The 21,030-nt window shown below is 74.2% G+C and carries 21 protein-coding genes; 11 read left to right on the forward strand and 10 right to left on the reverse strand.

Features of this window, described 5'->3' with window-relative positions; all coding sequences use genetic code 11:
- Positions 1–318: 318 nt before the first annotated feature.
- The gene (locus ACZ6NC_RS18105; RefSeq protein ID WP_465733829.1) at positions 319–909 is read left to right on the forward strand and encodes a hypothetical protein; all 591 of its coding nucleotides are present in this window, start codon (positions 319–321) and stop codon (positions 907–909) included.
- A 140-nt stretch (positions 910–1,049) separates the two neighbouring features.
- Here ACZ6NC_RS18105 and ACZ6NC_RS18110 read toward each other — a convergent pair whose 3' ends face one another.
- Together ACZ6NC_RS18110 and ACZ6NC_RS18115 are read right to left on the reverse strand one after the other, a co-directional pair.
- Positions 1,050–1,373 carry an FAD-binding oxidoreductase gene (locus tag ACZ6NC_RS18110; RefSeq protein WP_465733831.1) on the reverse strand — a complete coding sequence of 108 codons (324 nt, stop codon included), beginning with the start codon at positions 1,371–1,373 and terminating at the stop codon, positions 1,050–1,052.
- A 312-nt stretch (positions 1,374–1,685) separates the two neighbouring features.
- Positions 1,686–2,648 carry a helix-turn-helix domain-containing protein gene (locus ACZ6NC_RS18115; RefSeq protein ID WP_465733833.1) on the reverse strand — a complete coding sequence of 321 codons (963 nt, stop codon included), beginning with the start codon at positions 2,646–2,648 and terminating at the stop codon, positions 1,686–1,688.
- A gap of 100 nt (positions 2,649–2,748) precedes the next feature.
- Between ACZ6NC_RS18115 and ACZ6NC_RS18120 the strand changes: the two genes are divergently transcribed.
- The 3 genes from ACZ6NC_RS18120 to ACZ6NC_RS18130 all read left to right on the forward strand — a co-directional run bounded on the left by ACZ6NC_RS18120 (position 2,749) and on the right by ACZ6NC_RS18130 (position 4,773).
- Positions 2,749–3,846, forward strand: a complete 1,098-nt coding sequence (locus ACZ6NC_RS18120) for an NAD(P)-dependent alcohol dehydrogenase (protein WP_465733835.1) — start codon at positions 2,749–2,751, stop codon at positions 3,844–3,846.
- 318 nt (positions 3,847–4,164) lie between these two features.
- Entirely contained in the window at positions 4,165–4,569 is a 405-nt protein-coding gene (locus tag ACZ6NC_RS18125) for a hypothetical protein (RefSeq protein ID WP_465733837.1), read from the forward strand.
- Between the two features lie 45 nt (positions 4,570–4,614).
- Positions 4,615–4,773, forward strand: a complete 159-nt coding sequence (locus tag ACZ6NC_RS18130) for a hypothetical protein (protein WP_465733839.1) — start codon at positions 4,615–4,617, stop codon at positions 4,771–4,773.
- A gap of 126 nt (positions 4,774–4,899) precedes the next feature.
- Here the strand turns inward: ACZ6NC_RS18130 and ACZ6NC_RS18135 are convergent, their stop codons facing one another.
- The 3 genes from ACZ6NC_RS18135 to ACZ6NC_RS18145 all read right to left on the reverse strand — a co-directional run bounded on the left by ACZ6NC_RS18135 (position 4,900) and on the right by ACZ6NC_RS18145 (position 7,021).
- The gene (locus ACZ6NC_RS18135) at positions 4,900–5,316 is read right to left on the reverse strand and encodes a DUF6114 domain-containing protein (RefSeq protein WP_465733841.1); all 417 of its coding nucleotides are present in this window, start codon (positions 5,314–5,316) and stop codon (positions 4,900–4,902) included.
- Between the two features lie 137 nt (positions 5,317–5,453).
- Complete coding sequence (locus tag ACZ6NC_RS18140; RefSeq protein WP_465733843.1) at positions 5,454–6,101, reverse strand: DUF6230 family protein; 648 nt, start codon at positions 6,099–6,101, stop codon at positions 5,454–5,456.
- A gap of 206 nt (positions 6,102–6,307) precedes the next feature.
- Positions 6,308–7,021 carry a TetR/AcrR family transcriptional regulator gene (locus ACZ6NC_RS18145; protein ID WP_465733845.1) on the reverse strand — a complete coding sequence of 238 codons (714 nt, stop codon included), beginning with the start codon at positions 7,019–7,021 and terminating at the stop codon, positions 6,308–6,310.
- 429 nt (positions 7,022–7,450) lie between these two features.
- Here ACZ6NC_RS18145 and ACZ6NC_RS18150 point away from each other — a divergent pair, with 429 nt between their 5' ends.
- From ACZ6NC_RS18150 to ACZ6NC_RS18160, 3 genes are all read left to right on the forward strand, one after another.
- Positions 7,451–8,122 (forward strand): Tat pathway signal sequence domain protein, encoded by a 672-nt coding sequence (locus ACZ6NC_RS18150; RefSeq protein ID WP_465733847.1) that lies wholly within the window; start codon positions 7,451–7,453, stop codon positions 8,120–8,122.
- A gap of 206 nt (positions 8,123–8,328) precedes the next feature.
- Positions 8,329–9,201, forward strand: a complete 873-nt coding sequence (locus ACZ6NC_RS18155; RefSeq protein WP_465733849.1) for an AAA family ATPase — start codon at positions 8,329–8,331, stop codon at positions 9,199–9,201.
- A complete protein-coding gene (locus ACZ6NC_RS18160) occupies positions 9,198–10,754 on the forward strand; it encodes a VWA domain-containing protein (protein ID WP_465733851.1) in 1,557 nt (518 codons plus the stop codon). The genes ACZ6NC_RS18155 and ACZ6NC_RS18160 overlap by 4 nt, the downstream gene beginning before the upstream one ends.
- Before the next feature lie 33 nt (positions 10,755–10,787).
- On the opposite strand, the gene ACZ6NC_RS18165 is transcribed toward ACZ6NC_RS18160, so the two are convergent.
- Positions 10,788–11,792, reverse strand: a complete 1,005-nt coding sequence (locus ACZ6NC_RS18165) for an alpha/beta fold hydrolase (RefSeq protein ID WP_465733853.1) — start codon at positions 11,790–11,792, stop codon at positions 10,788–10,790.
- A gap of 60 nt (positions 11,793–11,852) precedes the next feature.
- The gene (locus tag ACZ6NC_RS18170; protein ID WP_465733855.1) at positions 11,853–12,353 is read right to left on the reverse strand and encodes a siderophore-interacting protein; all 501 of its coding nucleotides are present in this window, start codon (positions 12,351–12,353) and stop codon (positions 11,853–11,855) included.
- Here ACZ6NC_RS18170 and ACZ6NC_RS18175 point away from each other — a divergent pair.
- Positions 12,259–13,050 carry a TetR/AcrR family transcriptional regulator gene (locus ACZ6NC_RS18175; RefSeq protein WP_465733856.1) on the forward strand — a complete coding sequence of 264 codons (792 nt, stop codon included), beginning with the start codon at positions 12,259–12,261 and terminating at the stop codon, positions 13,048–13,050. The genes ACZ6NC_RS18170 and ACZ6NC_RS18175 overlap by 95 nt on opposite strands.
- On the opposite strand, the gene ACZ6NC_RS18180 is transcribed toward ACZ6NC_RS18175, so the two are convergent.
- On the reverse strand, positions 13,047–13,262 hold the full coding sequence (locus ACZ6NC_RS18180; RefSeq protein ID WP_465733858.1) for a hypothetical protein: 216 nt from the start codon (positions 13,260–13,262) through the stop codon (positions 13,047–13,049). The genes ACZ6NC_RS18175 and ACZ6NC_RS18180 overlap by 4 nt on opposite strands.
- Positions 13,263–13,272: 10 nt before the next feature.
- A complete protein-coding gene (locus ACZ6NC_RS18185) occupies positions 13,273–14,547 on the reverse strand; it encodes an MFS transporter (protein ID WP_465733860.1) in 1,275 nt (424 codons plus the stop codon).
- A 368-nt stretch (positions 14,548–14,915) separates the two neighbouring features.
- On the opposite strand from ACZ6NC_RS18185, the gene ACZ6NC_RS18190 reads away from it, so the two are divergent.
- Together ACZ6NC_RS18190 and ACZ6NC_RS18195 are read left to right on the forward strand one after the other, a co-directional pair.
- A complete protein-coding gene (locus ACZ6NC_RS18190; RefSeq protein WP_465733862.1) occupies positions 14,916–16,250 on the forward strand; it encodes a D-alanyl-D-alanine carboxypeptidase family protein in 1,335 nt (444 codons plus the stop codon).
- 196 nt (positions 16,251–16,446) lie between these two features.
- Positions 16,447–16,881 (forward strand): PPOX class F420-dependent oxidoreductase, encoded by a 435-nt coding sequence (locus tag ACZ6NC_RS18195; RefSeq protein WP_465733864.1) that lies wholly within the window; start codon positions 16,447–16,449, stop codon positions 16,879–16,881.
- On the opposite strand, the gene ACZ6NC_RS18200 is transcribed toward ACZ6NC_RS18195, so the two are convergent.
- Positions 16,865–17,734, reverse strand: coding sequence for an alpha/beta fold hydrolase (locus ACZ6NC_RS18200; RefSeq protein ID WP_465733866.1), 870 nt, complete (start codon positions 17,732–17,734; stop codon positions 16,865–16,867). The two genes, ACZ6NC_RS18195 and ACZ6NC_RS18200, sit on opposite strands and share 17 nt — an antisense overlap.
- 290 nt (positions 17,735–18,024) lie before the next feature.
- Here ACZ6NC_RS18200 and ACZ6NC_RS18205 point away from each other — a divergent pair, with 290 nt between their 5' ends.
- Complete coding sequence (locus ACZ6NC_RS18205) at positions 18,025–20,394, forward strand: lamin tail domain-containing protein (RefSeq protein ID WP_465733868.1); 2,370 nt, start codon at positions 18,025–18,027, stop codon at positions 20,392–20,394.
- Positions 20,395–21,030 lie beyond the last annotated feature (636 nt).

The following is a 21,030-nucleotide window of genomic DNA, read 5'->3' on the forward strand; positions in this document are numbered from 1 at the left end:
ACGTAGAGACCCCACCCTAGGCACAAAAACAGCCAATAATCAACCCACCTCGCGTGTGGCCTCCCCCCCCCCCCCCCCCCCCCCCCCCCCCCCCCCCCCCCCCCCCCCCCCCCCCTGGCCCCCCCCCCCCCCCCCCCCCCCCCCCCCCCCCCCGCCGCAGGCATGCCCGGGTGGCTTTCCGGTCATGTTGGCCGGCCTTTCGGCCGTCGCCCGTCCTCCGCCGTCCGGGCCCACTAGGGTGCGACCAGTCCCCCGCTGACCCGCCTCCCCCGCCGCCGGAACGCGCCGGGGGAGGACTACCGATTGGACTGGTGTGCCATGACCTTGACCCTCCGTCAGACGAGCGACCGCTCACGGACGGGCACCGCCCTCGGGTGGATCGCCCGTACGGCCGCCGTGGTCGCGCTGCTCGCGGCCGCGATCACGGGCACCTCGGCCGGAGCGGCCGTCGCCGCCGCTCCCGCCGCCGTCCCCACGGCTGCCGTACCCGCCACGGCTGCCATACCCGCCGCGGCCTCCTCGCCGGTGGCGGCCGGCGCTCCGGCGGCGGCAGCCGCGCCCGCCGCCGCGGCCTCGGTGGGCGGGTGGACCTGCCCCGGCGTGGCCGTCCCCCCGGGCTACGTCATCACGATGTTCGACATCCGAGGCTGCAACGGCTACGGCGCCTGGTTCCAGCAGCCGGTGCGGGACGGGATCTGGACCTGCGGGGGCTCGCCGATCGTCCCCGGGTACGTCCTGACGAACTTCGACACCAAGGGGTGCAGCGGCGTCGGCGCCTGGTACCACCAGCTGGTCCGGAACGGGATCTGGACCTGCCCGTACTCGCCGATCCCGGCCGGCTACCGCAGCACCACGTACGACGCACGCGGGTGCAGCGGCCTCGGCGCCTGGCTCACCGTGCGAGTCTGACCGGCTCGCCCGGCCGGGGCGTGTCCGACGGTTCCCGGCGCATGCGCGCGGCGACTGCCGGACACGCCCTGGGCAGGCCCCGCCCGCACCGGCCCCGGCGCGCCCGGTCACCGGCAGGCGGCGGTCACCACGGCCTGCGGTCACCACGGCCTGCCGGTCAGCGCGGCCTGCGGGTGGTCGCCGCCGTCGTCCTCGGGCAGGAGCGTGCCGCGCGGCGGGCCGAGCCGCAGCCAGTCGCCGACGGCGGTGCGGTCGACCAGCGCCGCACTGACGCCGCCGGGGCCGGTGCGGCGCACATGAAGCTCCAACTCGTTGTCCGGGCGCGGTTCGCGGCCCATCGGGTACCGGCGCCAGGAGTGCGGCAGCAGCCGGTGCTCGACGGCGCCGTACTCGCCGGCCCGGTAGAGCCGTCGTTGCGCGGGCTGTCGCAGGGCACGCCGTCGTGGTGCGGACCGGAGTGCCACGCGCCGAGCCGGGACGCGCCGAGGCGGGACGTACCGGCCGACGATGGTGCCGGCGCGAGGATCTGGCGGCGCAGGCGCATCGCGTGGTGGCGCGCGATCAGCCGGTCGTACTCGGTGCCGGTGCTGGCGATCTCCATGGAACGGAAGCCTAACCATCCGTCAGATACCGACTGTTCAACGTACGTTCACCTGATCGGCGGGGCTGCGACCGCGTCCGGGCAGGGGCGGGCCGGACGGCGACAGGCCCAGTAAACGGCCGGGCGGGAGCGCCGGGACAGGGCCGGTGGGCCCGGCCGGACCGGGACCACCGGACTAACGGGACGTCTCCGGAGAGGACTTCCGGCCCGCCGCCCCCGCAGCCGAGGCCGACGGGCCGGTCGGCGCATCGGTCGACGTCGAGGTCTCCGCATCGGTCGACGCGTCGATCGCCGTATCGGTCGCCGCCCAACTGGCCAGCAGCCGGAGCGATTCGGCCGAGGTGGTGCCGGGCTCGGCGTGGTAGGTGACCAGCACCTGGTCGGGATCGCCGGCCGGGCGAAGCGTCTCGTACCGCAGGGTGAGCCGGCCGACCACCGGGTGGTGCAGTTCCTTGGTGCCGTGTCCCTTGTCGCGGATGTCGTGCGCGGCCCAGAGCCGGCGGAAGTCGGCGCTCTTGAGGGAGAGTTCACCGATCAGCGAGGTAAGCCGGGGGTCGTCGGGGTCACGCCCGGCGTCCAGCCGCAGGATGCCGACCACGTCGGTGGCCTTGCCCTCCCAGTCGTCGTACAGCTCGCGCGCGGCCGGGTCGAGGAAGACGTGCCAGGCCATGTTGCGCTGCTCGGGCGCCATCGCGGAGAAGTCGCCGAGCAGGGCGTTGCCGAGCCGGTTCCAGCCGATGATGTCCAGTCGCCGTCCGAGCACGTAGGCGGGGACGCCCTCCATCGCGTCGAGCAGCTGCTGCAAGGCCGGCCGGACCTGCTGCGGGCGGGCGGCCCCGGCGCGCCCGGTCCGGCGGCGGGCGGGCTTGGTGATCCGCTGGAGGTGCTCGCGTTCGGCCGGGGTGAGCCGCAGGGCGCGGGCGATCGAGTCCAGCACTGCGGCGGAGACGGACTCGCCGTGGCCCTGCTCGAGCCGGATGTAGTAGGCCGTGCTCACACCCGCCAGCTGCGCCAGCTCCTCCCGGCGCAGCCCGGGGACGCGGCGGCGGGTGCCGTGGTCGGGCAGGCCGACATCCTCGGGGCGCAGCCGGGCCCGCCGCGACCGGAGGAATTCGCTGAGTTCGGTGCGCTGGTCCATGCGGCCCAGTATGAGGGTGAGCCTGCCAGTCGTACGTTGGGCGTGCGTACGACAAGCTCTGATCTGGTTACCCCGATCGGCCCGGCGCAGGCTGATGCACATGACGAACACGACGACGACGGACACCACGAACACGACGGGCACCAGCCGGCCGCGGAGCGTCTCCGCGTACGCCGCCCCCGCCCCGAAGGCGCCGCTGGAGAAGACCACCATCCCGCGCCGGGCGCTGGGCGAGCACGACATCCTGATCGACGTCCGCTTCGCGGGCATCTGCCACTCCGACATCCACCAGGTCGGCGAGGACTGGGGCGACGGCATCTTCCCGATGGTGCCGGGCCACGAGATCGCCGGTGTAGTCGCCGAGGTCGGCCCGGGCGTGACCCGCTGGACGGTCGGCGACCGGGTCGGGGTCGGCTGCTTCGTCGACTCCTGCCGGGAGTGCGACAACTGCCTGGCCGGGCTCCAGCAGTACTGCACCGGCACCACGGGCACGGTCTTCACCTACAACGGCCTGGGCCGCGACGGCGAGCCGACGTACGGCGGCTACTCGACGCAGCTGGTGGTGGACGAGGGGTACGCGCTGCGCATCCCGGACGCGCTGTCGCTGGACGTGGCCGCGCCGCTGCTCTGCGCCGGCATCACGCTCTACTCGCCGCTCACCCACTGGGGCGCCGGACCGGGCAAGAAGGTCGCGATCGTCGGCCTCGGCGGCCTCGGGCACATGGGCGTGAAGATCGCGCACGCCAAGGGCGCCGAGGTCACCGTGCTCAGCCAGTCGCTGCGCAAGCGGGAGGACGGCCTGCGGCTCGGCGCGGACGACTACCGTGCCACCTCCGACCCGGCCACCTTCACCGAGCTGGCCGGCACCTTCGACCTGATCGTCAACACCGTCTCGGCCGACCTGGACCTGAGCGCCTACCTCGGCCTGCTGAGGACCGGCGGCACGATGGTCCAGGTCGGGGCCCCCGAGAAGCCGGTCACGGTGAACGCGCACGCGCTGCTGGTCGGGCGGAAGTCCCTGTCCGGCTCCATGATCGGCGGGCTGCCGGAGACCCAGGAGATGCTGGACTTCTGCGCCGAACACGGAATCGGCGCCGAGATCGAGCTGATCAGCGCCGACCGGATCAACGAGGCCTACGCCCGGGTCCTGGCGAGCGACGTGCGCTACCGCTTCGTGATCGACGCCTCGACGATCTGAGCCCCCTCCGGTCGGAACGGCGCCCCGCCCCGGGTGGGGCGTTCTCCGATCCCTCGCCGCAGGCCGTCAGGAGGCCAGGGAGACACTCCCTGGCCTCCTGGCCGGTTCGTGACTCCGCGCCCCGAGGGCTCTGGCCCAGCGGCCCTGGGCGTCGAGATCCCGCCCCGGGATGCAATCGGCGCACGAACGGTGCAGGGTCGAGTGGGGGACGCCTTGGGCGGGAGGTCAGGAGATGACTGCAGCACGTGAAGTCCTCGGCGCCGGCGCGCGCGGTGCAGTGCTTGTCGCCGGCCGGCGGCGGCAAGCACCGGGGACGACATGACCGATCCGCGAACGATCCTCGCTCAGGCGCGCCAAGGTCCGGTACCGGTGAACTGGCAGGTCTTCACCAGGACACGAGGGAAGTTCTCCGGCTTCCTGCACGGGACATCGCATGATCCGGCCCCGCTGCTGGTCATCACTCCTGCCGGCGCCATCGAGTACATCGACGAAGGCAAGCCGCTGACGATCGTCGATTTCTACGATCTGACCGGGATAACGCTACAGGTGAACGGCCGTAGCTTCTCCGACAGTTCTCTCGTGACTCTCTCCGCGTGGATCGATCTCGACCACCGTGACGGCAGCAAGTCGAAATGGCGATCCACCTCCTTCGCCGACAACCTGCAGGCGATTCAGGGCTTCATCGAAGCTTACGGCGCCCACAAGGCACTTCGAGGGCCCTGAGGCCGTATTCTCCGTGCCCGAGGAGCAGAGCAGTCATGACAAACCGTGGTCGGCTTCGGCACCATCCCGTGCGAGAAATTCACCGTCAACGGGGGCGGCACGCAGATCACCTGCTACGCGCCCGAAGGGACCGGTGTCGTCGACGTCCGGGTGACCACCATTCTGGGCACCTCGTCGGCCTCGCTGTTCAACCGGTTCGCCTAGGACGGGCACCAGCACGATCGGGCCGCCCGGCCGGATCCGGGCGCGGACGATCAGATCGCGGACGCCCCGCCCCCGGGTGCTCTCCCGTCGCCGGGGGCGGGGCGCCGCGTCAGGCCCGGAGCCGGCTCACGCTCCGGCCGGTCCGGCGGCCTTGCCGCGGGGTGGGCGGCGCAGCCTGCGGCGGCGTGGAGGCTGGTCGGGCAGCCACCCGAAGGCGAGGCAGGCGCCCAGCACTCCGAGGATCATGCCGATCAGGAAGCCGCCCAGGTTGGAGGTGATCCAGCTGGCAAGCGAGGTGAGTACGGCGAGGATCGAGTAGAACAGCCGCTGGGCGGGGTTGAGCAGGATCAGCACGCCGCAGATCACCATCACCGCCGGTACCAGGTAGCCGGCCAGCCCCTGCATCCCGATGTGCAGGACGACGGGCAGCGGGGCCCGCAGGGTGAAGAGGATCTCGGCGCCGCCCAGCAGTACCAGCAGACCGCCCCAGAAGGGCCGCCGGCCCCGCCAGCCGTGCCAACCCCGGGCGTCGCGCGCCGCCACGGGAGCCCGCTCCGCGGGCGCCCCGGATGCTTCGGGCACCCCAGACGCTTCGGACTGCCCGGGCCCGGCGGTACCGGCTTCGGACTGCCCGGGCCCGGCGGTACCGGCTTCGGCGTCGGGTACGGGATCGGCCACCGTCAGCAGCCCTCCGAGCTGAAGCTCAGCCGCAGGTTGGGCAGCTTGAACGCCCCCGCGGTGGTGGCGTAGTTGTGCTGCCGCAGGTTCTTGATGGTGACGGTGTCGGCCTGCTGCCCGAAGACGCCCGGCAGGCCCTTCACACCGGCCTTGGTATACGTGCTGGCGTCGCCGCCGATCTCGATGTTCTTGAACGAGGCGTCGCCGGAGAGCAGGTCGGAGTCGGTGGTGAGGTCGGTGGCGGTGACGGGGGTGCCTCCGTCGCCGGCCTTGATCAGCAGGTTGATGCCGCCGAGGTCGACGCTCTGGCAGAGTTTGGTCAGCTCGGCCTGCTTGATCGCCGAGACGGCGACCAGCACCTGGCCGCCGGTGTCGCCGGCGTTCGGGCTGCCGTCGATCATGTGGTCCAGGCTGCCGAACTGCTCGAAGCCGACGCCGTCCAGGCTGTCGGCGGTGACGGTGAACGGCATTCCCGATATGGCGAACTGGGCGGCGAGCACGCCCTGTGCCGTGAGGGTCATCAGGACGGCGCCGGCGGCGACGGCGGGGACGGCCATCAGCGCGGTGCGCCGCAGCCGGACCCTCCCTTTCGTCCCGGTGGGTGCCCCGGTGGCGTCGGGCGTGGGGGCGGCGTCCTCGGACGTGGCCATGTGTGCTCCCTCGGGTGGTGGGGGATGTGCAGGCACTGGCACGTTGCCCTGGCGCGGACAGCGTTCTGCGGCCCGGCCGGTGGCCCGCCCCTCGGCAGCGGGGCGGGCCGGTCGGACCGCAGTCGGTAACTGGGAAGCTACTGCCCGGTATCCGGCGGGTCAATACGGGTGCACGAAGGATCACCGTTCACTTGTCTGACGGTACGTCAACCCTGGTGCGGCACCGTCGAAAGCCGCCGCTCCGCCTCCGCTGGGCCGAGGAATGGCGCCAGGCAGAAGAGGCTCAACGCCGGGAGCAACTCTGGTAGTTGATCGGTGCGACCGGCATCGACCGCCCGGTGGAGGGTGCGGTAGACGCCGCCGACCACCGCATCCACCAGCGCGTCCGCCGTGACAGTGCCCGGCGGCTCGGGCACCTCGGCAAAGAACGCCCGGAAACGGGTGAGGAGTTGGGTGATCTCACGGCGCCCCGCCGGGCCGACGGCCTCGATCTCGATCACCGCCATGGTGGCGAACGCCGGGACGCCCGCCAGCAGCCCGAGCAGCGCGCGCAGGGCCTCTCGGATGCCGGTGCACCAGTCCGGTGCCGCCGCGAACGCGGCCGCCATCCGGCGCATCACCACCCCGGTACCGTGCCGGTGGGCGGCCAGGAAGGCATCCTCCTTGCCGCTGAACAGCTCGTAGAAGACCGGCCTGGTCACACCCGCCGCGCGACAGATGTCGCTCACCGTGGCGTGCTGGTACCCGTGTTGGGCCACGGTGTGGACCAGGCCGTCGAGCAGCCGCTCGCGCTGGGTGGCCGCGACCGCCTCGGGCGGCAGCCGGCTCGGGCCGCGCTTGATCGAGCGGGCCGGGTCGCGGCCGGTGCGCGCGCCCGGCAGCAGCAGCGCCTCGGCGCCTTGGAGGGCATCCGGATTCATCGCCAACTCCTGTGCTCTGTCTTGACATTGACGCAAGGGCTGGTTTACAACACTCGCAGGTTTCCCATTGACGGCGAGCAGCCGCCGGAGGCCTTCACGCGTTCCGACTGTTCAGTATGGCGAAACGCATGCGGCGGTGGCAGCCGCCGACATGCACCCCACGCACTCCCTGCACCTTCCCGCCGTACGGGCGGGCCCGTGGCGCCGGGCCCGCCGCACCACCGGACGCACCTTCCCCCACATGCACCGCCGACGTGCCGGCACGCGCCATCACGCGCCCACCGGCACCCGCCCCGCCGCGTCCACCGCGACAACCCTGCGCCATCCCGCCGTGTCCACCGCGGTACCCCGGCGCCATCGCGCCGCACGTACCTCCGCGCGACCTCCGCGGGCTCCCCCACCCAACTCCGTACGGAGAGAGGCACTCCCATGCGCATCCGCCGCACCCTCGGCGCCGCGGCCCTCGCCGCCATCGCCCTGGCCACCGCCGCCGTCACCCCCGCCCAGGCCGCCGGCCCCGCCGTGCTGACCTACGGCAGCGCCGGCGGCACCGCCGTCGCCGTCGGCGACGTCCTCACCGCCAACCTGGCCCCCGGCGGCAACGCCACCTTCTACTCCAGCGCGACCGGGACGAGCGGCATCAAGTGTGCCGCCTCCTCGTTCTCCGCGACCGTGACCGGCAACCCCGCTGCGCCGGGCGTGGCCGTCGAGCAGCTCAACAGCCACACCTTCGGCTCCTGCACCGCCAACGTCATCGGCGTCATCTCCGTGCAGAGCATCACCGTCAACAACCTGCCCTACACCAACTCGGTGAGCGACGCCGCCGGCAACCCCGTCACCCTCGGCCCGGGCGCCGCCGGTCCGCTGCAGACCACGGTGGTGCTGAACACCATCCTCGGCACCACAACCTGCATCTACCGCGCCCCCGGTAGCATCTCCGGCACCACCAACAACACCGGACAGACCATCGGCTTCGCCGCCCAGCCGTTCGCCAAGGTCTCCGGCCCCAGCACCTGCTTCGCCACCGGCTACTTCTCCGCCACCTACGGACCGGTCATCGACAGCTCGGTCGCCGGCAGCCCGCACATCTACGTCAACTGACGCCCCGCGGGCGGCAGTAGACAGGTGGAGTGGCGGGCGTCGAGCGGCACCCTTCGGGACCGCTCGCCGCTCGCCACTCGTCGCCCGCCACGTCGGAACGCCTCGCCACGCGTCGAGCCCCCGGCCACCCGGGACAGCGAAGTGACCGGCCGGTAAGGTGCGGACCACAGGCGCACCGGCAGGGCGATCGACGGGGAGTGGAGCACATGGGCGGCGACGGCACCGGGTTCTTCGAGTCGGCGGCGGATGCCGCCGCCAAGCTGGCCGAGGTCGGCTACCTGGCCTCCACCGCGGTGGCCACCACCGTCTTCCTCGCCGACCGACTGGGCAAGCCGCTGCTCGTCGAGGGCCCGGCCGGGGTCGGCAAGACCGAGCTGGCCAAGGCGGTCGCCGAGATCGGCCGGGCGCGACTGGTCCGGCTGCAGTGCTACGAGGGCATCGACGAGGCCCGGGCCCTCTACGAGTGGAACCACGCCAAGCAGCTGCTGCGGATCACCGCCGGCCGGGACGAGGGCTGGGACCAGGCCCGCACCGACATCTTCGGCGAGGAGTTCCTGCTCACCCGCCCGCTGCTCACCGCCATCCGCGGCGATGAGCCGACCGTGCTGCTGATCGACGAGATGGACAAGGCCGACGTCGAGGTGGAGGCGCTGCTGCTGGAGGTGCTCAGCGACTTCCAGGTCACCGTCCCGGAGCTGGGCACCATCGCGGCGACCCGGCGCCCCTTCGTGCTGCTCACCTCCAACGCCACCCGCGAGCTGTCCGAGGCGCTGCGTCGCCGCTGCCTCTTCCTCCATCTCGACTACCCGGACGCCGAGTTGGAGCGCCGGATCGTCCGCCTGAAGGTTCCCGGCCTGGACGCCACACTGGCCGGGTCGCTGGTGCGCGTGGTCGGCGCGCTGCGGGCGATGGAGCTGCGCAAGGCGCCGTCGGTGGCCGAGACCATCGACTGGGCCCGCACGCTGCTCGCGCTCGGCTCGGACACCCTGGACGAGGCGGTCGTCCGCGACACCCTCGGAGTGATCCTTAAGCACCAGGACGACGTGCTGAAGGCCACGCAGAAGCTCACCCTGGCATGAGCGTCCCGACCGGAGCAGGTGCGGCGGCCACCGGCACAGCGGCCACCGGCACAGCGGGCACCGGCACAGCGGGCGCCGGTACGTCCCACACCGGTACCACGGAGGCCGGTACCACCCAGGCCGGTGCCACCGACCTCGCCGCCCGGCTGACCGGCCTGGTCCGGGCCCTGCGCGGCCACGGACTGCGGATCGGCCCGGCCGAGACAGTGGACGCGGCCGCCGTGGCCGACGTCCTCGGCCTCGCCGACCGGGAGCAGCTACGGGCCGGGCTGGCCGCCGCGCTGCTCCGCTCCGAGGGGCAGCGCGGCGTCTACGACGCCACGTTCGACCTGTACTTCCCGCTCGGCGTCGGCGCCCCCGAGGCCGCCCGGGACGGCTCGGCGGAGGACGACGCGGCCACCCCGGAGGCCGTCCGCGAGCAGCTGCGCGAGCGTTTGGCCGCCGCGCTGGCCGCCGACGACCGGGCGGCGCAGGCCCGCCTGGCCGGCGAGGCGGTGGCCGCCTTCGGCCGGTTCGGCGTCGGCTCGGTCCCCGGCTCGGACGGTTGGTCCGCCCACCAGACCCTCGGCCGGCTCGCGCCCGAGACCCTGCTGGCCCGCGTCCTGGCGGCGCTGCGCGACGGCTCGACCGCGAACGCCGCCCCCGGCACCCCCGGCACCCCGGCCGACGTCTCCGACCGCCTCCTCGCCGACGAGATCCGCCGCCGCATCCAGGGCTTCCGCGCCATGGTCGGCACCGAGGCCCGCCGCCGGGTCGCCGAGCTGCGCGGCACCGAGCGGATCGCCGAACGCGCCGTCGCACCCAGCGCCGACCGGATCGACTTCCTCGCGGCCGGCCGTGACCAGCTCGCCGAACTGCGCCGCACCGTGCATCCCTTGGCCCGCAAGCTGGCCACCCGGCTGGCAGCGCGGCGGCGCCGGGCCGCCCGCGGGCAGATCGACCTGCGCCGCACCCTGCGCCGCTCGCTCTCCACCGGCGGCGTACCGCTGCGCCCGGCGTACCGCCTGCGCCGGCCGGCCCGGCCCGAGATCGTGCTGCTCTGCGACATCTCCGGTTCGGTGGCAGGCTTCGCCGACTTCACCATGCTGCTGGTGCGGGCGATGAGCGACCAGTTCAGCAAGGTCCGGGTGTTCGCCTTCGTCAACCGCACCGCCGAGGTGACCGGGCTGCTGGCCGGGAGCGGCGACGGCGCCGACCCCGCCGTCCTCGCCCGGCGCATCCTCACCGAGGCCAAGGTGATGGGCCACCACGGCAACAGCGACTACGGCTCGGCCCTGGGTGGGTTCGCCGAGCACCACCTGGACGCGGTCGGCCCGCGCACCAGCGTGCTGATCCTCGGCGATGCCCGCAACAACCACCGCGACCCGAACGTGCCCGCGCTGCGCCTGATCGCCGCGCGGGCCCGCCGGGTGTACTGGCTCAACCCGGAGCAGCCCGCGCTGTGGGGCTCCGGCGACTCGGCGGCGCTCGCCTACGCGGAGGCGGTGGAGATGCACTCCTGCCGCAACGCCCGTCGGCTCGGTGAGCTGATCGCCCGGCTACTGCCGGTCTGATGGATCATCAGACCGGCAATCGGGCGCGGAGGTTCAGCCGTCCAGGTGCCGGAGGAAGTCCAGCAGGGCGGCGGTGACCTCGGCCGGGCGCTCCTGCTGCGTCCAGTGGCCGGCGCCGGGAAGGGTGACGTGCCGGTGCAGCTTGGGCGTGTTCCGCTCCAGCAGGTGCCGGAGCGCGTCCGGACCGACCAGCGCCGTCACCATGTCCCGGTCCCCGGCCACGTAGAGCGCGGGTACCTCGATGCGGAGCCCCGCGAAGGCGGCGAGCAGCTCGTTGTTGCGGTCGATGTTCCGGTACCAGTTGAGCGGGCCGGTGAAAGCGCGCTCGCCGTGGCCGGCGTAGTCGGCGGCGAAGGCCTCGATGTCGTCCTCGGTGAGCCAGTCGGGCAGCTTCTCCGGGTCGGGGACGGTGTCCAGCAGGGTGCGCCCCTCGGGAACGACCCAGGCGCGCGGGCGGTCGGCGCCCGGGCGGTCGCCGGAGCCGCTGAACAGGACGCGACGGAAGGAGGAGTGCAGGTCGTGGGCGAGTTCGGCGTCGGCGACGCCGGGCTGCTGGAAGTAGTTCTGGTAGAAGCCTTCGCCGAACCGCTCCCGGGACTGCGCCAGCGGCGTCAGCCCGGAGACCGGCAACGGCGGGACGCTCAGCCCGGCCACGCCGCGCACCAGGTCGGGGCGGAGCGCGGCGGTGGACCAGGCGACCGGCGCACCCCAGTCGTGGCCGACCACCACGGCCGGCCCACCGCCGAGCGCGCCGATCAGCGCGGTGACGTCGCCGACCAGGTGGAGCAGGGTGTAGGCGTCGACGGCCGTCGGCTGCTCGCTGCGGGCGTAGCCGCGCTGGTCGGGGGCGACCACCCGGTAGCCGGCCGCGACGAGCGGGGCGAACTGGTGGCGCCAGGAGTACCAGCTCTCCGGGAAACCGTGCAGCAGCAGGACGAGCGGACCCTCGCCCTGCTCGGCGAGGTGCAGCCGGACTCCGTTCACTTCGATGTCGCGGTGCCTGATCTCGCCGTACCTGCGGTCCGTCTGTGTGGTCACGTCGCCCACCCCTGCTCCTCGGTTCGTCATCGTCACTGCCCTGATGGCCCGTCGCGGCCGTCACGGCCCGCAGTGGTCCCCCACGGCCCGTCGTGGTCCGTCATGGTTCATCACCGGCCGGATGGCGTCCGACCGTTCGCTATCCACCCTGCCCAGGCGGACGGCCTCGAAATCCACCGATCGCCACCGATCGCCACCAGCCACCCCTCCGGCCCAGGCGCTCGCTGGGCCGGCGCCGCCGTGCAGCACGAAGTCGATCTCGACCACCCGGGTGCCGGGCCGGCGGCAGAGGGTGAGGCTGCGCATCCACAGCCATTCGCGGGGTGATCCGCTCGACCTCGATGACCTGGACGAATGTGGACGGGAAGCTGCACGGTCGGCGCCTCCGGTTTCGGCTCCGCTGGTAGCCTTACGACATAAAGAATTATCCCGGGCAGGATATTTTACGCCATAAGGAGTTGTCTCCGTGACCGTCTTCGCCGGACAGGGCGATGCCCACCGCTCGATGGCCCTGCTCTGGGGCGCGCCGGACCGCCCCCGCCCCGCGCGCAGCGGCCCCAAGCCCGGGCTGAGCGTGGACGCGATCGTGACCGCCGGCATCGCGGTGGCGGACGCCGAGGGCATGGCCGCGCTCTCCATGCGCGCGGTCGGCGAGCGGCTCGGCCGCACGGCCATGGCGCTCTACACCTACGTCCCGGGCAAGGGCGAGCTGCTCGACCTGATGCACGACCGGGTGCTCGCCGAGCTGCCCACCGCCTACGACCTCACCGCCGGCTGGCGGCCCGCCGCCACCGCCTGGGCCGAGGACGCGTTCACCTGCTACCTGCGCCACCCGTGGGTGCTCCAGATCTCCCAGGCCCGGCCGGTACTCGGACCGGCCGAGCTGGGCGCGATGGAGACGGTGCTGCGGATCCTCGCCGGGGCCCGGCTGACGCCCCGGCAGCTGCGGGGCGTGGTCGCCGCGCTATGGCAGCTCGTCCGCGGCATGGCCCGGACGGCCGCCGAGGCCCGCACCGCGGCGGCCGCCACCGGTATCCCCGACGACGAGTGGTGGCACGCCAGATCCGCGCAACTCGCCGATCTGGCACCGGACTTCGCGGAGCGCTTCCCGCTGCTGACGGCCCTGGAGAGCGGTGACAGCGCCACCCCCGAATCCGGGGACGGCAGCGGCAACTACCTGGAGGCGCAGACCCGGGAGGCGTTCCGCACCGGTCTCGCCGTCCTGCTGGACGGGGTGGAGGCGGCCGTCGCCCGCTAGCCCTCCGCCCGCGAACGCCCTATTCGGCTCGTGCCGGCGGCCAGCGCGGCGCCGAGCAAAATCAGGACGACGTACCCGGCCGTCCGGTGGCCGTCCGGCACCAGGTAGCGGACGAAGCCGAAGACGTGCAGGCCCCACAGGTGGTCCGAGAGCAGGCCGCTGATCCCTCCGACGACGAGGACGAAGCTGACGAAGCCGAGCAGGTTCTTCATGCCGTCGAGACTAAAGAGGCAGCCCGGCGTTGGGATCCGACTTTCGGCGCGACCGCACCCCACCAACGTCGTGGTTTCGCCCGGCGCCACCGGCCCGGACGACCCCGGCGAGCGCCGAGAGCAGCGCGGGTGCCGCCGCCAGCGCGAAGCAGAGTGCCGGCGGCACCCGGCCGACCAGCAGGCCGACGGCGGCGGTGCCGCCCGCCGATCCGGCGTTGAAGGCGGTGTTCACCCAGGCCCCCGCCCGGGTGCGGGCCTGCGGCGCGGCGGCCTCGTCAGCGAGCAGGTAGGCGGTGGTGACGGCGGGTGAGACGAAGAGCCCGGCGCAGGCGACGGCCAAGGCCAGCACCGGAAGGTTGGGCGCGAGCCCGGCAGCGGCCAGCGCGCCGCCCAGCCCGGCGGCCAGCACCGGCAGCCTGACCGCGTGCGGGGCCGACCAGCGGAGTGCGCCGTAGGCGAGGCCGCCGACCGCGCTGCCCACCGAGAGCGCCGCCAGCACCCAGGCCACCGCGCCCGCCTGCCCGCGCTGTTCGGCGTAGGCGGCCACCGTCAGGTCCAGCGCGCCGAGCGCCAGCCCGGTGGCCGCCGAGGCGAGCACCGCCCGGCGCAGCGCTCCCCCGCCGTCCGGCCGCCCGGCGTCCTGCCGTTCTCCCCGCACCGCCCCGGCCCCGGCGAGCGCCCGGGCGGGCGGCGCGGACACCAGCGCGAGCGTGCCCGCCAGCACCAGCGCGGCGCCCACCGCGACCCCGGCGGCCGGCCCCACCGGCCCGGCCACCGCGAGCAGCAGACCGACCAGGAGCGGGCCGGAGACGAAGAGCACCTCCTCGGCGACGGTGTCCAGGCTGTAGGCACGCTGGAGCAGCGCCCGGTCGGGCAGCAGCCGGCGCCAGAGGGTGCGCATCACCGGCCCGAGCGGCGGGGTGCAGGCGCCGGCGGCCACCACCAGGGCGCCGATCAGCAGCGGCGGCGCGCCCGGCCGCCAGGTGACGCCGGCGGTCAGGGCGAGCAGCCCGGTGTACGCCGTGGCCAGCGGCGGCAGCGCGCGCCGGGGCCCGTACCGGTCGACCAAGGCGGCGCGGACGGGCGAGAGCAGGACGCTGGTCAGCCCGAACAGGGCCATCGCCGTGCCGGCCGCCGGGTAGGAGCCGGTGGCGTCCCGGACGGACAGCAGCAGGGCGAGCGGGGCCATGCCGTACGAGAGCCGGCCGAGCAGCGCGGCGGCGAAGGTGCGTCGGGCGTGCGGGGTGCGCAGGACAGCGCGATAGGACGGGGTCAACGGGCTCAAGGGATCGTTCCTCGGTGGAGGCGGGCCCGGCGCGCAGCCGTACCCGCGGGTGTGCGGGGACACCGGGGCGCCGCGCCCGGCGGTGGGGCGCGGTCGCGGCGGGTCGCCTAGACACGGAGGAGGAACATGCCCGGCACCGTACCAGCTCCCCCGCGCGGGGGAGCACCCCGGCGAGAGGCCCGGACGGAGCAGCGGGCGCGGCGGCCCGACGGCGGCGCGGGTACGTTCGCCGTGTGCAGCCAAGGTCAGTGCGGCAGAGCTCCGTACCGCAGACGAACGCGCGGAAGAGCTCCGTACCGCAGACGAACACGCGGCAAGGCTCCGCGCGGCGGATCTCAGCGCGGCGGACGTCAGCGTGGCAGGGCTCGGTGCAACGGGTCTCGGCGCAGCAGGGCTCGGCGCAGCAGAGGTCACGCCACGTCAGAAGGCCGGCGGCGGCCTGTGCCGTCGCCGTGCTGGTCCTCGCGGCTACGGCGCCGGCCGCCGCCGCGCAGGACGCGGCCGCCGTGGTCGGCGGCGAGCGGCTGGGCCGGCCGGCCGTCCAGGTGGCGCCGCTGGCCGGGGCGCCCGCGCTGCCGGCGGAGCTGACGGGGCGTTCCTGGCTGGTGGCGGACGCGGCCACCGGGGAGATCCTGGCGGCCCGCGACGCGCACCTGCCGCTGCCGCCGGCCAGCACGCTGAAGATGCTGTTCGCGGACACCGTGCTGCCCAGGTTCGACCGTTCGCTGGAGCACAAGGTGGCGCCGGCCGAGCTGGCCGGCCTGGGGGCGGGCAGCAGCCTGGTCGGTATCAAGGAGAACCTGCCGTACCGGGTGGAGGACCTCTGGCGGGGCGTCTTCCTCGCTTCCGGCAACGACGCGGTGCACGTCCTCGCCCACATGAACGGCGGGCTGGCGCAGACCGTGGCCCAGATGCAGGCCCGCGCGCAGGCCCTGCAGGCCCTGGACACCCACGTGGTCTCCCCCGACGGTTACGACCAGGACGGGCAGGTCTCCTCGGCCTACGACCTGACGCTGTTCGCCCGGGCCGGGCTGCGCAACAAGGACTTCCGCAGCTACTGCTCCACCCGCACCGCCCGCTTCCCGGGTGCCGTCGACAAGACGACGGGGCAGCGCACGGCCTTCGACATCGCCAACACCGACCGGCTGCTCGGCAAGTACCCCGGGCTGATCGGGGTGAAGAACGGTTACACCACGGGCGCCGGGGCCACCTTCACCGGGGCCGCCGAACGCGGCGGCCGCACGCTGCTGGTGACGGTGATGCACCCGGAGTCGCAGACCAAGGTGTACGACGAGGCGGCGAGCCTGCTGGACTGGGGCTTCGCGGCGGCAGGCAAGGTCGAGCCGGTCGGTCACCTGGTGGAGGAGGAGGCGGGTGCCTCCGCCCCCGCCACCGGGGCCCCGGCCTCGGGCGGGCTGCCGCAGGCGATCCGGCAGGCCCACCACGCGCTGGGCCCGGCCGGCTGGACGGCCGTCGCCCTGTGCGGGGCGCTGGCGCTCTGGGCGGCTGGCCGGGTGCGCGGCCGGCGCCGCCTCCACCCGGTGGCCGCCGAGGCCGTGCCGGTGCCGGTCGCGTTCCCCCGTGCCGGGGCCACCGCACTGGGCGGCGCGACGGCGGTGGGCGGGCGCGGCCGGCGGCGGTTCGTCCGATCCGTCCGGGCCCTGGTGGTGGCGGCCCGGCGGCGGGGCACGCGCACGCGCTGACCGGACGGGGAGGGAGCGGTGACCGGACGGGCCGCGCCGACCGGACGTCGGCCCCGCCGACCTGTCCTCGGCCCGGACGCCGTCGCGCGCGCCGAGCGACCGCGGCCCGCGCCCCCGCCGAGGCCCGGGAGGCGGGCTGCGCCGGATCGCCGCCCGCCGGGGGCCGCCGGCGCCGACAGACCCTAGACTTCCCGTCATGAACGCCGCGCCGCCCGACCCCGCGACTCCCGACCCCGCCTCGCAGGAGCGGCTGGAACGCCTCGTCCGCCTCTCCTCCGGCAGCTACCTGCTGGTGACCACGTACAAGAAGGACGGCACCGGCGTGCCCACCCCGGTCTGGGTGGTCCGCGACGGCGACGCGCTGGGCATCTGGACCGTCACGGACTCCTGGAAGGTCAAGCGGATCCGCAACCGCGCCGACGTCCTGGTGGGCCCCTGCGACGTCAAGGGCCGGCCGACCGGCGAGCCGTACCCGGCCACCGCCGAGATCCTCGGGCCGGAGCGGACCGCCGCCTACCGGACGCTGCTGCGCCAGAAGTACGGCCTGCTCGGCGTCGTCACCCTGCTCGGCAGCCGGCTGCGGCGTGGTGAGCGCGGCACGGTCGCCATCCGGATCACGCTGACGGACTGACCCGCCCGGCTTCCTTCTCCACCCGCGCGCAGGTGTCCGCGATCACCCGGGCGACCAGCTCCGGGTCGTCGCTCATCGGCACGTGCCCGCAGCCCGGCAGCCGGACCAGCCGGGCGTCCGCGAGCTCGTGCAGCGCGCGGACGCCCTGACGGCGCAGCAGGATGCGGTCCCGGGTGCCCCAGGCGACGGTGACCGGGAGGTCGGAGAGGTCCCCGGTGAAGCGCAGCCCGCGGCCGGCCGCCAGGGTGGGTTCGAAGCCGGTCGCCCCGCGCAGCGCCCCGGTCTCGGCGGCCGCGGCGGCAGCGTCCCGGCGGCCCGGGCGGGCGTAGATGGTGGAGACGAGCAGTGCCCGGCCGGCCTTGGAGCGGGCGAGCCGTTCGACCACGGGCTGCGGCAGCACGCGCGCGCCGACCCGCATCCCGCCCAGCACGGTGTAGGCGTAGCGGCGCTCGGCCTCCGTCCAGAAGCCGGCCGGCGCCAGCGCCGTCACCGAGCGGGCCAGCCCGGCCCGGCCGAGCCCGAGCGCGAGCAGCCCGCCGAGCGAGTTCCCGGCGACGTGCGGCCGCTCGATCCCGAGCGCCGTGCAGAGGCCGCCGAGCACGGGGACCACCGCCTCCACCCCGTACGGCACGCCGGGCGGCAGGGCGGGCGAGGCGCCGAACCCCGGCAGGTCGACGGCGATCACCTCGTGCCGCTCGGCGAGCGCGGGCAGCACCGGCTCCCAGGCCTGCCAGTGGTGGCCGATGCCGTGCAGCAGCAGGAGGGGGCTCCCAGCGCCGAGCCGCCGGTAGCGGACGGTCACCGCGCCGGGTCCGTGCGGGGTGGGCAGCGGGAAGGTGATGTCGGCGGGCATGGGGCTCCTCTGTTGGACGGCGTGTCAGCAAGGATTACCGACCGGTAGCCCGCCCGACAAGAGTCCCGCGGGAGCGCGTTCCGTCCATCGGCGGACGCGACACCGGGCAGGCCCGGCGGTGCACGAAACGTCCGGGTGCGTACATGCCAGGAAAACTGTTCTCCCGCTGTACGTCTGGCCGTCGGACGCAGCGCGCGGTATGGCACCGGTGACGCTGTTAGACACGCAGCGCCCGAGGATCCACTGCCCGTCAGATCGCCCGCCCGTCAGGACCATCAGGAGGAAAGCCCATGCGGCGAACCGACCGAGCCCGGCCCCGCACCCTGGCGGTGGCCTCCGCCGCCGTGGTGGTGGGAGCGCTGCTCGCCCTCCCGCCCGCCACCGCCCAGGCGGTGTCGCCGGACATCGTGATCAGCCAGGTGTACGGCGGCGGCGGCAACTCCGGCGCCCCGTACGCCAACGACTTCGTCGAGCTGTACAACCGCGGCACCGCCCCGGTCACCGTCACCGGCTGGACCGTGCAGTACGCCTCAGCCGGCGGCTCGTCCTGGTCCCGGACCACGCTCTCCGGCACCATCGCCCCCGGGAGGTACTACCTCGTCCAGGAGGCGGCCGGCGCCGGCACGGGCGCGGCCCTGCCGGCCCCCGACGCCACCGGGACGCTCGCCCTGAGCGCGACCGCCGGCAAGGTCGCCCTGGTCACCAACGGCACCGCACTGACGTGCAGTTCGGGCTGCGCCACGCAACCCGGCGTCCGGGACTTCGTCGGCTACGGCAGCAGCGCCGGCTCGGCCGAGGGCTCGCCCACCGGCAGCCTCTCCAACACCGCCGCCGCACTGCGGGCCGGCGACGGCGCCACCGACACCGACAACAACGCGACCGACTTCACCGTGACCGCGCCCGCCCCGCGCAACTCCTCCTCCACCGGAGGCGGCACCGGGGGCGGCACCCGAATACACGACATCCAGGGCGCCGCCCGCACCTCGCCGCTGGCCGGCCACGCGGTCTCCGCGGTGCCCGGCGTGGTGACGGCCGTCGGCCCGGCCGGCTTCTGGTACCAGGACCCGGTGGCCGACGCCGACCCCGCCACCAGCGAGGCCGTCTACGTCTACACCGCGTCCGCCCCCACCGTCGCGGCCGGCGACTCCGTGACGGTCGGCGGCACGGTGAGCGAGTACCGCCCGGGCGGCACCGGCGGCACCACCAACCTCACCATCACCGAACTGACCGGCCCCAGCGTCACCGTCCTCGCCCACAACGCGCCGCTGCCCGCGCCGGCCCTGATCGGCGCCGGCGGCCGGGTGCCACCCGCCGCCGTGATCTCCGGCGTCACCAGCGGCGACGTCGAGACCGCCGGCGCCTTCCAGCCCGCCACCGACGGCCTCGACTTCTGGGAGTCGCTGGAAGGCATGCGCGTCGAGCTCGACAACGCGGCCGTGACCGGCCCGACCACCAAGTTCGGCGAGCTCCCGGTCGTCCCGCAGGGCAGCACCACCCGCACCGCCCGGGGCGGCATCCTGCTCCAGGCCAACGACGCCAACCCCGAGCGCGTGATCCTCGACGACGTCCTCGCCCCCGTCCCGACCGCCACCGTCGGCGACACCCTGAGCGGCGCCACCACCGGCGTGCTCGACTACTCCTTCGGCAACTTCAAACTGCTGGTCACCGCCACCCCGGTGGTCTCCCCCGGCGGCCTCGCGCCCGAGACCACCACCGCACCGGCCGCGGGCGAACTGGCCGCCGCGACCTTCAACGTCGAGAACCTCGCCCCCGGCGACCCGCAGAGCAAGTACGACGGCCTCGCCGCCGGCATCGTCACCAACCTCCGCTCGCCCGACCTGGTCGCGCTGGAGGAGATCCAGGACAACAGCGGCGCCACCGACAACGGCGTCGTCGCCGCCGACCAGACCCTCGCCAAGCTCGCCACCGCCATCACCGCCGCCGGCGGCCCCGCCTACTCCTACCGCCAGATCAACCCGCAGAACGACCAGGACGGCGGGCAGCCCGGCGGCAACATCCGCCAGGTCTTCCTCTACCGCACCGACCGCGGACTGACCTTCACCGACCGCCCCGGCGCCGGCCCCACCACCGCCAACTCCGTGGTCAACAGCGGCGGCACGCCCGCCCTCGCCTACTCCCCCGGTCGGATCGACCCCGGCAACTCCGCCTTCACCGCCAGCCGCAAGCCGCTGGCCGGCGAGTTCCGCTGGAACGGCCGGCCGGTCTTCGTGATCGCCAACCACTTCAACTCCAAGGGCGGCGACCAGCCCCTCTTCGGCCGCTACCAGCAGCCCGCCCGCCCCTCCGAGACCCAGCGGCACGCCCAGGCCGGCGTGGTGAAGACCTTCACCGACCAGATCCTCGCCGTCGACCCGAACGCCTCGGTCATCGTGCTCGGCGACCTCAACGACTTCGAGTTCTCCCACACCACCGACCTGCTCACGGCCGGCGGCTCCCTCGTCGACCTCCCCCGCACCCTGCCCCCCACCGAGCGCTACACCTACGTCTACGAGGGCAACTCCCAGGTCCTGGACCACATCCTGATCTCCGGCGCGCTGGCGGCCAGGCCGTACGGCTACGACATCGTCCACCTCAACAGCGAATTCCCCGCCCAGCTCAGCGACCACGACCCGCAGGTCGTCCGCATCCCGCTGCCGTAGCAGTCCTCCCTGCGCCGTGCCGGCCCCTCCCACGAGGGGCCGGCACCTTCTGGCACGGACTCGGGGAGCCACTGCTCGGACCCGGAGGGCGCCTGCTCTGTCCGGCCAGCGCGGCTCGCGGCCATCGACCGAGCCAGAATGCGGCAGTGGACTCCTGGTGGCCTTCGGTGGATCCGTCGTGCGGAAGGTACTCGGTCGGGGCCACATAGCCGTCTCCGGGATCCAGGCGAAGGCGGTAGCAGCGCAGCGGGTGGCCAGCGGCGACGTAGGCACGCAGGTCATCCGTGTGCGGGTAGCACGTGGCGAAGTCCGCGTGGACGGTCCGGCAGATCGCCTGCGCGTCCTGGTCGCACACAAGCAGGTAACGAGTGCCCGGCCCGAGGTTGATACACAGGCGGCGCCGGCCGGTGTGCTTGGCCGAGTACGACAGCTTGTCCCAGTTGTCGAGGTGGAGCCCGATCAGGCGCCCGTCGCGGTAGTTCGGGGTGGTGGTGAGCGCGCCGGCTGGACAGAGGGCCCGGCCGAGCTGGGAGACGTCCTGCCGGGGGGGGGGGGGGGGGGGGGGGGGGGGGGGGGGAGGGGGGGGGGGGGGGAGGGGGGGGGGGGGGGGGGGGGGGGGGGGGGGGGGGGGGGGTA

The sequence above is a fragment of the Kitasatospora sp. NPDC041988 genome, from assembly GCF_055588525.1.